12 protein-coding genes are annotated in these 12,276 nt (G+C 69.8%); all 12 read left to right on the top strand.

Annotation, left to right across the window (positions count from 1 at the left end; genetic code table 11):
* Window positions 1-87: 87 nt before the first annotated feature.
* The 12 genes from ACN27F_RS11000 to ACN27F_RS10945 all read left to right on the top strand — a co-directional run bounded on the left by ACN27F_RS11000 (window position 88) and on the right by ACN27F_RS10945 (window position 12,262).
* Window positions 88-1,698 (top strand): hypothetical protein, encoded by a 1,611-nt coding sequence (locus tag ACN27F_RS11000; RefSeq protein WP_421433155.1) that lies wholly within the window; start codon window positions 88-90, stop codon window positions 1,696-1,698.
* 59 nt (window positions 1,699-1,757) lie between these two features.
* Window positions 1,758-2,048: an ATP-dependent Clp protease adapter ClpS gene (gene clpS, locus ACN27F_RS10995; RefSeq protein WP_421433154.1), complete on the top strand. Its 291-nt coding sequence runs from the start codon at window positions 1,758-1,760 to the stop codon at window positions 2,046-2,048.
* Window positions 2,045-2,545, top strand: coding sequence for a DUF2017 domain-containing protein (locus tag ACN27F_RS10990; RefSeq protein WP_421433152.1), 501 nt, complete (start codon window positions 2,045-2,047; stop codon window positions 2,543-2,545). The genes clpS and ACN27F_RS10990 overlap by 4 nt, the downstream gene beginning before the upstream one ends.
* 99 nt (window positions 2,546-2,644) lie before the next feature.
* Window positions 2,645-3,136 (top strand): Mov34/MPN/PAD-1 family protein, encoded by a 492-nt coding sequence (locus ACN27F_RS10985; protein WP_421433150.1) that lies wholly within the window; start codon window positions 2,645-2,647, stop codon window positions 3,134-3,136.
* Between the two features lie 61 nt (window positions 3,137-3,197).
* Window positions 3,198-3,566, top strand: a complete 369-nt coding sequence (locus ACN27F_RS10980) for a MoaD family protein (RefSeq protein ID WP_421433148.1) — start codon at window positions 3,198-3,200, stop codon at window positions 3,564-3,566.
* A 14-nt stretch (window positions 3,567-3,580) separates the two neighbouring features.
* Window positions 3,581-4,546, top strand: coding sequence for a PLP-dependent cysteine synthase family protein (locus ACN27F_RS10975; RefSeq protein WP_421433146.1), 966 nt, complete (start codon window positions 3,581-3,583; stop codon window positions 4,544-4,546).
* A gap of 240 nt (window positions 4,547-4,786) precedes the next feature.
* Window positions 4,787-5,533, top strand: a complete 747-nt coding sequence (locus ACN27F_RS10970; RefSeq protein WP_421433144.1) for an MBL fold metallo-hydrolase — start codon at window positions 4,787-4,789, stop codon at window positions 5,531-5,533.
* Between the two features lie 116 nt (window positions 5,534-5,649).
* Entirely contained in the window at window positions 5,650-6,795 is a 1,146-nt protein-coding gene (locus tag ACN27F_RS10965) for a glycosyltransferase family 4 protein (protein WP_421433142.1), read from the top strand.
* Between the two features lie 64 nt (window positions 6,796-6,859).
* On the top strand, window positions 6,860-7,588 hold the full coding sequence (gene rph / locus ACN27F_RS10960; protein WP_421433140.1) for a ribonuclease PH: 729 nt from the start codon (window positions 6,860-6,862) through the stop codon (window positions 7,586-7,588).
* Window positions 7,585-8,214: an RdgB/HAM1 family non-canonical purine NTP pyrophosphatase gene (gene rdgB / locus ACN27F_RS10955; RefSeq protein ID WP_421433138.1), complete on the top strand. Its 630-nt coding sequence runs from the start codon at window positions 7,585-7,587 to the stop codon at window positions 8,212-8,214. The genes rph and rdgB overlap by 4 nt, the downstream gene beginning before the upstream one ends.
* Window positions 8,215-8,366: 152 nt before the next feature.
* Entirely contained in the window at window positions 8,367-10,124 is a 1,758-nt protein-coding gene (locus tag ACN27F_RS10950) for a glycoside hydrolase family 26 protein (RefSeq protein WP_421433136.1), read from the top strand.
* A 188-nt stretch (window positions 10,125-10,312) separates the two neighbouring features.
* Window positions 10,313-12,262 (top strand): delta-60 repeat domain-containing protein, encoded by a 1,950-nt coding sequence (locus ACN27F_RS10945; RefSeq protein ID WP_421440110.1) that lies wholly within the window; start codon window positions 10,313-10,315, stop codon window positions 12,260-12,262.
* The last annotated feature ends 14 nt before the right edge of the window (window positions 12,263-12,276 follow it).

Genomic DNA, 12,276 nt, shown 5'->3' with positions numbered 1-12,276 from the left:
GAGACAGTTGTCGTTATGTAACTGATCATGCACATAGCGTTGGCTTGCTGGTACTTGTGGCCATCAGCACACAAAGGAGCTAGATCCATGCAGTCAGCGACCGCGTCCAACGTCCCGTTGCCGGCCGGCCGGGTTCCGACGTCCCGCCAGCGCGGGTCCCGGACCCGGCGCCAGCCCGGTGGGCGAGCGGCCGCGTCGCCGGCAGGCGGGTCGGCGGCCGACCCGGGCGGGGTGCCCGCGATGGATCCGGCGCAGAGCCCGGACCTCCGTCCGACCGGCCGGTCGTGGCCGGCCGACGAACCGGTCGCCGTGGTGATCGCCGGCAGCGACCGGGACAGCCGGGGCGCGGTACTGTCCGCATTGCTCGGCGACGCCGTGCCACCGGTCGACCGGCCCTCGCCGAGCTATCTGACGGTCCGTTACGGCAGCCGGACGTGGATCGGCGCATACCTGCCCGGTTGGCCGGAACCCTGGCCGATCCCCGTCCGTACCGCGCGCTCCGACCCGGCGACATCGTTGCCCCGGCCACCCCGGCGGATCGAGATGACCCGACCGGACCGACTGCTACGGCATTTCACCTTGGTCGACACACCGGACACCGGGGCGCGGACCGATTCCCGCAGGGCCGTGCTGGTCGACGCGGCGCGTCGCGGCGGCGCGCTGTTGTTCGTGATCGGCGCCGGCCCACCTCCGCAGCAGCCCGAGTACGACCTGTTGCGGCAGACCGTCGCGGCCGGTGCCGCGGTGTTCCTCGCGGTGACGCCGGCGGCGGCGATCTCGGCCACCGTGCCCGACTTCGCCGGTGCGTCCTGGCTGGCGGTCGATCCGGCGGCGGGGGACGTGGCGCACCTGCGCCGGACGTTGATCGACTGGGCGGACCGGGAGACGCTGCACCGTACCGGCGGTGCGCTCGCCGACCGCGAGGCGGCACGACGCCGCACGCCCGCGACGCGGCCGGACGCGACCGGCGGTGCCGACTGGCCCCACCAGTTGGACCGCTCGGTACGCCGGGCCGGCCAGCGGGTGCGCCAGGAGCTCGCGATCGACCTGGCCAACATCCACCTGGCCGGGGTGCAGGAAGTACTCTTCGGCGGCGGTCCCGCGGCCACCGCCGGCTTCCTGGACGGTGAGTTGCTCGCGCTGGCCACCAAGACGGCGGCGTCGATCGCCGCCGCGGTGGACGGAATCATCGACCAGATGTGCGGTCTGCTGCCCGGGGTCCGGCCCGGGCCTGAAAATCGCCGACGGGTCGGGGAGTCGCTGCGCGGCCGGATGCTGTCAGACCTGTCGCCGGGCCCGATGGCGGCCGGCTTGCTCTGCTCCGCGTCCGGCGAGGTGCGGTCGGTGTCCGTCGGCGTGCCGTCCGACCATCGGGTGTCCGTCGGCGTGCCGTCCGACCATCGGGTGTCCGTCGGCGTGCCGTCCGACCAGCCGGCGGATGTCTTTGCCGGTTACTCGATGCCCGGGTCGTGGTCCGTGCTGCCGCCGATCGGCCTGGCGCTGGCCGCCGACTGCTGGCATCCCGCGACCGGGCCCTCCGGCATGGCGCCCGAGCAGGCCCGCTGGTGGACCCAGCAGGTGGTCCGGGCGCTGGAGATCGCCCTGTCCCGGGAGGTCACGCAGCGGTTCGACGCACTGCTTCGAGGTCTGGCAAGACTGCTCGCCGACGCGATCGACCTCGGCGAACTGCCCCGGTAGCGGATCGGATGACCGTTCCGATTGCTCACGCGCGTGGTGGCGGTGGCACGATGGGGGGCATGGCGGCTCCACAGGTTGCTCCGGTCGAGACGCCGGACATTGGTGAGGTGCCGGGTGACGAGCGACTGTGGGTGACTATCGTGTGGGACGATCCGGTCAACCTCATGACGTACGTGACCTGGGTGTTCCAGCGACTGTTCGGGTACAGCCACGCGAAGGCGGAGCAGTTGATGCTCGACGTGCATCACAAGGGCAAGGCGGTGGTGTCCAGCGGTGCCCGGGAACGCATGGAGCTCGACGCGTCCCGGCTGCATTCGTACGGGCTGTGGGCGACCGTCGATCGGGCATGAGCATGTTCCGGCGCTGGGGCGGGCGGATCGTCGCCACCTTCACCCCCGATGAGGTACGCGTGCTGCGCAAGGTCGCGGCGGAAGTGGTCGGCCTGCTGACCGAGGGGTTCGACCACGACGACCCGGTCGTCGGTCGGCTGTTTCCAGACACCTATCCGGACGATCCCGACAGCTCGGCGGAGTTCCGTCGCTACACCGAAAGTGATCTCAAGACCGCCAAGATCGACCAAGCGGGTGCGGTGCTGGCGGCACTGCCCGGTGAGCAAGGGGGAGAGGTCCGCCTGGACGGCGAGACGGCGGAGGCGTGGTTGCGGGCGATCAACGACGCCCGGCTGGCCATGGGTGTGCGGCTGGACATCAAACCGGACACCGATCTCGGTGCCGAGCTCTCGGCGGCCGAGACGGCGGATCCGTCCTCGGGCCGGCTCTTCCAGCTTTCGGTGTACGCCTACCTCGGCTATCTGCAGGAGTCCCTGCTCGGGGCCATGATCGACTAGTCGGGCCGGCCGTGGACCGCTGCCCCGCCCGGCCCTGCGCCCCACGGGTGACGACCACCACGCCGGGTCCGGGCCGCGAAAGGCGGTAGTCTGGTGGGCGTGCTGAGCATCGACCGGTCGATCATCGACGCGATCGTCGCCCACGCCCGCCGGGACCATCCTGACGAGGCGTGTGGCGTGGTCGCGGGACCGGTGGGCTCGGATACCCCCACCCGGCACGTCCCGATGCAGAACGCGGCCCGCTCGATGACGTTCTACGAGTTCGACTCGATGGAGCAGTTGCAGCTCTGGCGGGAGATGGACGACCGGGACGAGGAGCCGGTGGTGATCTACCACTCGCATACCGCGACCGAGGCGTACCCGTCCCGCACCGACGCGGCGATCGCCGGCTGGCCCGAGGCCCACTACCTGTTGGTCTCCACCCGTGATCCCGAGGTCACCGAGATCCGGTCGTTCCGCATCGTGGACAGCGTGGTGACCGAGGAACCGGTCGATCTCATCGACGCCGGTGTCGATTCGCACGCGGTGCAGTCGTACCTGTTCGGGCAGACCCCGACGACGGTCGACTACGAGTGTCCGTCCGGCCGCTGATTCCGGCGCCGCACCCGCACCGCAGTCTGATCCCACCCACCGTCGTTTTAGGAGCACCTCAATGGCAATCGAAGTACGCGTACCCACCATCCTGCGCAGCTACACCGGCGGAGCAAAGGTCGTCGAGGGCAGTGGCGACACCCTGGCGGCTCTGCTCGACGACCTGGACGCCAAGTACGGCGGGCTGCGCGGCCGACTGGTGACCGCCGAGGGCACGCTGCACCGGTTCGTCAACATCTACGTCAACGACGAGGACGTCCGTTTCCTCGGCGCACTGGACGCGAAGCTGTCGGACGGCGACACGGTGACGGTCCTGCCGGCCGTTGCCGGCGGCGCCCTCGGGTTCGCCGCGGCCGCCGCGCTGCTGGGCCATCAGTCGGCGCCGGCCGGTCACCTGTCGGCACCGGCCACGCGGCCTGCCGCGGGCTGAGCGGGGGTCCGGCGATGGCGCGTTACGACAGCCTGCTGGACGCGTGCGGCGGCACTCCGCTGGTCGGCTTGCCGCGGCTCTCCCCGGTGGTGCCCGACGGGGCACCACCGGTGCGGCTCTGGGCGAAGCTGGAGGACCGCAACCCGACCGGCAGCGTCAAGGACCGGGCCGCGATGTTCATGGTCCGCTCGGCCGAACAGGCCGGCCGGCTGCGGCCCGGCGACACCATCCTCGAACCCACCAGCGGCAACACCGGCATCTCCCTGGCCATGGTGGCAAAGCTGCGCGGTTACCGGTTGGTCTGTGTGATGCCGGAGAACGTCTCCGCGGAGCGGGTGCAAATGCTGCGGATGTACGGCGCGGAAATCATCTTCTCCCCGGCGGCCGGTGGCTCCAACCAGGCGGTGGCGACCGCGAAGCAGATCGCCACCGAGCACCCCGACTGGGTGATGCTCTACCAGTACGGCAACGCCGGCAACGCGCAGGCCCATTTCGAGACCACCGGGCCTGAGCTGCTGCGCGACCTGCCGACGATCACCCACTTCGTCGCCGGGCTGGGCACCACCGGCACCCTGATGGGCACCGGACGGTACCTGCGGGAGAAGGTCGACGGCATCGAGGTCGTCGCGGCCGAACCCCGGTACGGCGAGCTGGTGTACGGCCTGCGCAACATCGACGAAGGCTACGTACCCGAGTTGTACGACGCCAACGTGCTCACCCGTCGGTTCTCCGTCGGCACCCGCGACGCGGTGTTGCGCACCCGCCAACTGGTCGAGGTGGAGGGACTCTTCGCGGGGTTCTCCACCGGTGCGGTGCTGCACGCCGCCCTCGCCGTCGCGCACGAAGCCGTCAAGGCCGGTCGGCGGGCGGATGTGGCGTTCCTGGTCGCCGACGCCGGTTGGAAGTACCTCTCGACCGGTGCCTACGGTGGCACACTCGCCGATGCCGAGGAAGCGCTCGAAGGTCAGCTCTGGGCATAGCCGAGCCCGGCTGTCCGCTGGGCAAATGATTGGTTGTGCTATGGGCGACGGTGGTCGGCTTGTCGAAGTCGCTCCGGTTGTTCGCGCTTCTGTGTCACGTTCGCGACAAGTTGCAGCGGATCTTTCATGACCTCGCAGACTGCGGCGTAGGCTGCCGAGCGTGGCAGAGCCGCTGGGGGAGATCTTCGATGGCATGGTCGGCGCGTTGTCGATGTCTTTGCGTGACCATTGGACCACTTGATGCGTTTGACTGTTCTCGGCTGTGCTGGCAGTTTTCCGGGGCCTGAGTCTGCCTGCTCGGCCTATCTCATCGAGGCGGAGGGGTTCCGGCTACTGATTGATTTCGGTTCCGGATCCCTGTCCGCGCTTCAACGCTATGCCGGCCTGCACGCGGTGGACGCGATCCTGCTGACCCACCTGCACTGCGATCACATGCTCGACGCCTGTACGTACGTGGTGGTGCGTCGCTACGCCCCGGACGGGCCGTACCCGCCGCTGCCGGTCTACGCCCCGGCCGGTGCTCCCGACCGGATCGCGACCGCCTACAGCCCGGACGGCGCCCCGGTGGACGACGTCTACACTTTCTACGGCCTGCAACCGGGCAGCTTTCCGATCGGCCCGTTGCACGTCACGGTCGACCGGGTCAACCATCCGGTGGAGACCTACGGGGTCCGGGTCGAGCACGGCGACCGCGTATTGAGCTACTCATCGGACACCGCACCCTGCGACGCGCTGTTGCGCCTGGCGCAGGAGGCCGACGTGTTCCTGTGCGAGGCGAGTTATCTCGACGGCGTGGACAATCCGCCCGATCTGCACCTGACCGGTCGTGAGGCGGGCGAGGCGGCCACCAAGGCCGGGGTCGGTCGGCTGCTGTTGACCCACCTGGTCACCGCGTGGGGCAGCGAAGCGTCGACGTTCGAGGCCGCGGCCTCGACCTTCGACGGCCCGATCGAAATCGTCCGCGCCGGTGCCCGGTACGAAATCTGACCCACGACTACCGCACCGCCCTGCGACGGCACGGTGTCCGTTCTCTTGCCGCAGTGTTCGCCCACTGGTCAACGCCACGTAGTCTCGGCCACTCGCGTGGACGCGAACGTGACCCCATGCGTGTCGCGATTGTCACCGAGTCATTCCCGCCGGATCTCAACGGGGTGGCGCACTCCGTCGTCCGGGTCGCCGAACACCTGGTGCAGCGGGGGCACGAGCCGATGGTCATCGCACCGGCACCCGCCGCTGCCAGTCGCGGGGTGACCGGGGACCAGCCGTACCCGGTGGTCCGCGTGCCCAGCCTGCCGGTGCCGTTGTACCGCAGTTTCCGGCTCGGGCTGCCGAGCCGGCGGCTGACCGAGGTGCTGGTCCGGCATGCCCCGGATGTGGTGCACCTGGCCAGCCCGTTCGTTCTCGGCGCTCGGGGACTGACGGTGGCCCGGCGGCTGCGCCTGCCCACCCTGGCGGTCTACCAGACCGACGTGGCCGCCTACGCCCGTGCGTACCACCTCGGATGGAGCGTGGCCACGGTGTGGCGCTGGCTGCGGGAGATCCACAACGCGGCGGACCGCACCCTGGCCCCGTCCACCACGGCCGCCGCCGATCTGACGGCCAACGGCATCGAACGGGTGCGGATCTGGGGCCGGGGCATCGATCCTGTCCGGTTCGCGCCGGACCGTCGCAGCGAGCAGGTACGTCGGGAACTCGCCGCCGGCGGCGAGGTGCTGATCGGGTACGTGGGCCGGCTGGCCGCCGAGAAGCGGGTCGATCTGCTCGCGCGGACCAGCCAGCTGCCCGGGGTACGGGTGGTGGTGGTCGGTGACGGTCCGGCCCGCAGGGAACTGGAACGGGCCCTGCCCGCTGTCCAGTTCCTGGGTGCCCGCCACGGCGAGGAGCTGGCCCGACTGTACGCCAGCTTCGACATCTTCGTGCACACCGGCCCGCACGAGACCTTCGGCCAGACGGTGCAGGAGGCACAGGCCAGCGGCGTTCCGGTGATCGCCCCGGCGGCCGGCGGGCCGGTCGATCTGGTCACGTCCGGGGTGACCGGGCTGCTGGTGCCCGCGAACGACGGCGCGGCCATCGCCGACGCGGTCGCCGGTCTGGCCGCCGATCCGCAGCGCCGGTCCCGGTACGGGCAGGCGGCGCGAGCCGCGTTGGCCGGCCGGACCTGGGCGGCGGTCGGCGACGAGTTGATCGAGCACTACCGCGCGGTGCTCGACGTTCCCGGTGTACCCGCCCGACTGCCGGTGGCGGCCTGAACCAACCGGGGCAGGACACACACCCGGCCTCGGCCGGGTGACGGGCGGCACATAGGCTCTGCGCATGGCACGACCTGATGGACGCACCCGTGCGCAGCTACGGCCGGTGACCCTGACCCGCAACTGGAGCATGCACCCGGAAGGTTCGGTGCTGGTCGAGTTCGGGCAGACGAAGGTGCTCTGCACCGCCAGCGTCACCGAGGGGGTGCCGCGCTGGCGCAAGGGTTCCGGCCTGGGCTGGGTCACCGCCGAGTACGCGATGCTTCCCCGGGCCACCACCACCCGGTCCGACCGGGAGAGCGTCAAGGGGCGCCTGGGCGGCCGTACTCATGAGATCTCCCGCCTGATCGGACGGAGCCTGCGTGCCTCGCTGGATCTGAAGGCACTCGGCGAAAACTCGATCGTGCTCGACTGCGACGTGCTGCAGGCCGACGGCGGTACCCGTACCGCCGCGATCACCGGCGCCTACGTGGCGCTGCACGACGCGGTCCGGTGGCTCGCCGGGCGCAGGTCACTGATCGGCAAGCCGGCCGAGGTGATGCCGGGTTCGGTCGCGGCGGTCAGTGTCGGGGTGATCGGCGGCGAATCCCGGCTCGACCTGTGCTATCTGGAAGACGTGGCTGCCGACGTCGACATGAACGTGGTGTGTACCGGCAACGGCGACTTCGTCGAGGTGCAGGGGACCGCGGAGGCGGCGGTGTTCGGCCGCGACCAGCTCGACGCCCTGCTGGATCTGGCGGTAGCCGGCTGCGCCGAACTCGCCGCTGCCCAGCGCAAGGTGCTCGACCAGTGACCGGCGCCCCGCCGGCCGGCACCCGGTTGCTGCTGGCCACCCGTAACGTCAAGAAACTCGCCGAGTTGCAGCGCATCCTGGACGGCGCGCTCGGCGCCCACCGGGTCGAGCTGGTCGGTCTGGCGGACGTGGAGCCCTACCCCGAGGTGCCCGAAGCCGGTCTGACCTTCGGAGAGAACGCCCTGCTCAAGGCCAGAGAGGGGAGCCGCTACACCGGCCTGCCCACGGTCGCCGACGACTCCGGTCTGGCGGTGGACGCCATGGGCGGCATGCCGGGGGTGTTCAGCGCGCGGTGGTCCGGGCGCCACGGCGACGACCGGGCCAACCTCGGCCTACTGTTGGCCCAGCTCGGCGACGTGCCGGACGAGCACCGCTCTGCGGCATTCGTGTGCGCCGCGGCGCTGGTGCTGCCCGGCGGCAAGGAGCACCTGGTCGAGGGCCGGCAGTCCGGGCGACTGCTGCGCACGGGCCGGGGCGACGGTGGATTCGGGTACGACCCGATCTTCCTCGGCGACGGGCAGGAGCTGACCAACGCCGAGCTCACTCCGGCGCAAAAGGACGCGATCAGCCACCGAGGAAAGGCGTTTCGCCTGATGGCGAAGGTCATCGCCAAGGCGCTGGGCTGATCGTCGTCGGCATCGCCGGCGTGCCCGACGGTGCGCCGCCGCCCACACCGGTAGCTTTAATTGGTGCTTAGATCTGTGGTTGCTCGATGTATGGCTGAGCTCACCCCCGATACGCTCGGCGTGGCAAGTCCGTGTCACAGGGGGCTGTTTTCTTGAGTAGCCACAGATTGATCGACGCCATCGGCCGAACCGGATCGGTACGTCGCCGGGTCATCGTCGGCGGGGCATGTCTGGTCCTGCTGGCCGGCATGGCGGTCACGGCGCTTCCATTGATCGCCGACGACGAGATCGTGGTCATGTCAGCAGCTGACACCACCGCGACCGACGTGCCGCAAGACGGTGACAACGCAGTCAAGACGACCCTCGCCACATGCCCCATACGCTGCGAGCGCAACCCTCGTGGAGCGCGCGACGCGGTGGTCGAATTCGTCGTGGACGGTATTCCGGTCGGTGCGCGTGACGTGCGGGTACGCCTGCAGCTGTACTCCTGGCAGGACCTCGACGCGCAGGTCTCGGCCCATCTGACCACGCTCGACGCACGCCAGCCGCGCCCGGCGCTGACCGAGGGCGCGGCCGCCCTGGCGGCGACCGCCGAGACGCTCGCGACAGTCGTCGGGGTCCGCAAGGGATACAACGAGTGGGACGTGTCGGGCGGGGTGACCGGCAACGGCACGTACACCTTCGCGCTGCGCCAGGCAGGGCTGTCCAGCCGGGTCTACTGGCCGTCCAGGGAGTACCGCGATCCCTCGATCCGGCCCCGGCTGCTGATCACCTATCCGACGACCGGAGAGCCTGGCCGGTCCGGCCCGCCCGGAGGCACACCTATCGCGTCGGCGGCGCCGACCACCCCGGCCGAGGCGCCGACCACCGTGCCGGCACCCACCACGTCGGCGGCATCGCCGTCGGGTCCGGCGAGCCCGCCGGCTCCGGCGTCGCCGTCGGCCGGTCCGCCCGATCCGGGCGTCGGCTGTGGGCGGGTCTCCGGCCTGCTGGTGCCGTCCTGCGGGGCGTGGTGGGGAATGTACTCGCCGACCAGCGCGGCCAGGGGGTGGGACCACGGCGCGGCGGTGGCCGAGGTCGAGGCGCAGGTCGGCCGGCGGTTCGACATCGTCCACCGCTACCACGACTTTTCCAATGCCGGCAGCAACGGTGCCTTCCCGGACGAGTTCGAGCGGGCGCAGATGCGCGGCGGCCGGCTGATGTTCTTCGCCTGGGAGTCACGCGTCTTCTCCAACGGCACCACGCTGAGCTGGCGTGACGTCTACAGCGGACGGTACGACGACGTGATCGACGACGTGGCGGGACGGATCAAGGCCACCGGCGTCCCGGTGTTCATCGGCTTCGACCACGAGCCCGAGGACGAGCCGGCCAAGGGCAGCGACGCCGACTTCGTCCGGGCCTGGCAGCACGTGCATCACCGGTTCGCCAAGGCAGGGGCGGACAACGCCGTCTGGGTGTGGGTCATGATGGGTTGGTCCGGGCACTACGACAGGTACGCCGGCCTGTACCCGGGTGACGCCTACGTGGACTGGGTCGGCTACGACCCGTACAACTTCTACGCCTGCAACGGCGGCAAGACCTGGAAGGACCCACATACGACGGTCGGCGGCTTCTACCGCTGGCTCGATGAACACGGCATCGGCGCGGGCAAGCCGCGGATGCTGGCGGAGTTCGGCACGAACTTCGACACCGAGGACCCGGCGGCCAAGCGGCGGTGGTTCGAACAGTTCCCGGCGGCGGTCAAGGCCCACCCGAAGGTGAAGGCGGTGGTCTACTTCAACTCCGCCGGCTCCACGACGACCTCGGCGACCTGCGACATGACGATGAACCACACGCCGTCGGCGCTCACCGGATTCACCAGAGCAGGCAACGACCTGTACTTCAACCAGCCAGTCCCTGTCAATCGATAAACCGACACAACGCAGCTCGATCCGGCAAGCCACCGGCAATTCGGTAACCAGACAGCCGATCGGTGGATGTCTAACCCGGCTGAGGTTGGCTCACGCTAGCTGAGATAATTTCCCATCTGGAGGGAAGCGTGAACCAATCCCAGCCCGGTAGGCCTCTGCCCGGCGGCTCCCGTTTGCGGACATCGTTGCTGGCCGCTGGCGTTTCGACGCTCGTGTCAGTGCTCCTGCTCGCGACCACCGCCACCGCGGCCGCGGCCGCTATCGTCCCTGTTCCCGGGCCAGCCACCCTGGTCGCCACCGACCCGGTCGACCAGACTCCGAACGCGCGTAACGGCGAGACGCGTGCCTTCGCCGAGATCGGCGACGTGATCTACGTCGGTGGCACCTTCACCCAGGCGCGTTCGGTCGGAGCGGTCATCTGGCAATCCCACCCCTACCTGTTCGCCTACCATCGGGCGAGCGGTGCGATCGTGGCCGGCTTCGCGCCCGTGCTCGACGGGGCGGTCAACGCTCTCGCGGTCAGTCCCAACGGGCACCTGATCGTCGGTGGGGTGTTCCGTAACGTCAACGGGCAACCCCGGCGTAACCTGGTCGCGCTCGATCCGGTCTTCGGCGGCACCGTCGCCTCCTGGGAAGGTCGCTCCGACGGTGGTACGGTCCGGGACCTGGACGTCAGCGCCGGCAAACTCTACGTCGGTGGGGCCTTCAACTGGCTCAACGGCACCGCGCACGCCGGGCTCGCCCGGCTCGACGCCGCGACCGGTGAGATCGACCCGACCTTCGCCGTCGACATCGCGGTGGGTCGCCACGACGTGGCGCCCTACGTCTGGACCCTCGACGTCTCACCGGACGGTGACACGCTGGTCTTCGGTGGAAACTTCCGTGAGGTCGAGGGCCTGCCCAGGGAACAGATCGCCATGGTCGACCTGACCGGCACGCCGACCGTGGTCGACTGGAACAGCAACCAGCGGTTCCAGCCCAACTGCTCCTGGCAGACCTTCACCCACTACGTGCAGGATCTCAACTTCGGCGAGGACAGCAGCTACTTCGTCGTCGGCACCAACGGCGGCGCGGGCTGGCCGGCGGCGTACTGCGACGCGCTGTTGCGGTTCGAGACCGCCACCCGGGGCAGCAACATCGACGCCACCTGGGTCAACTTCACCGGCAACGACACCATCACCGCGGTCGCGGTCCGCAATGGGATCGCCTACCTGGGCGGGCACTTCCGTTGGCTGAACAACCCCAACCGTAGCGACGCGGCCGGCAACGGCGCCATCGACCGGCTCGGGGTCGGCGCGGTCACCGTCGCCACCGGCATGCCGGTGAACTGGAACCCGCGCCGTAGCGGTGGATCCGCGCTGCCGCCGGGAGCGGTCAGTTGGGGACCGGACGTACCGGTGCTGTGGTTCGGCTCCGACGGGCTCTACTTCGGCCACGACTCCGACGGGATGGGCAACGAGTACCACGGCCGGCTGGGCATGTTCCCGACGGCGGGCGGGCGCGGCATCACCCCCCGGAACCCTCCGACGGGTGCCACCGGTCACCTCTACCTGGCCTCGCCGACCGGTGACCTGACCAAGGTGCCGTTCGACGGGACCACCCTCGGCGCCGCGACGGTGAGCAACCAGCCCAACCTCGTTGGTGCGGGTGCGATCTGGCGGGTGCACGACCGGGTCTACTGGGCCCGGTCGGTCGCCGGCACGCCTACCGGCGCCCGGTTGGACATCTCGACGTTCAACGGGAACACGGTCGGCGGGTCGTGGGAGGCTTCGGGGTACAACGACTGGTTCAACGCATTGGCGATGAATGCCGCTTTCTACCTTGACGGGCGTCTTTACTACACCCGTACGGGCAGTGGCAACAATCAACTCTTCTACCGGTACTTCGAACTCGACGGCAACTATCTCGGCGGCACCGAGTTCGTGGTGCCGACCAGCGGCATGACCTGGACGACGGTGCGCGGCATGGCATGGGTCGACGGCAATGTGGTCTTCGGCTCGACCGACGGTCGGCTGCGCTCGGTTCCGTTCGATCCGACCGCCGGCGTGGCGGTGGACGCGGCGGCCGGCACCGTGTTGGCGGAGCCGGATCCGGCCCTGGACTGGAGCAACAGGTCGATGTTCTTCGCGGTGGAGTAACGGGATGGAAATGT

The sequence above is a fragment of the Solwaraspora sp. WMMB335 genome, assembly GCF_049179075.1.
GTDB lineage: Bacteria > Actinomycetota > Actinomycetes > Mycobacteriales > Micromonosporaceae > Micromonospora_E.
This window is presented reverse-complemented; position numbering and strand designations above follow the sequence as displayed.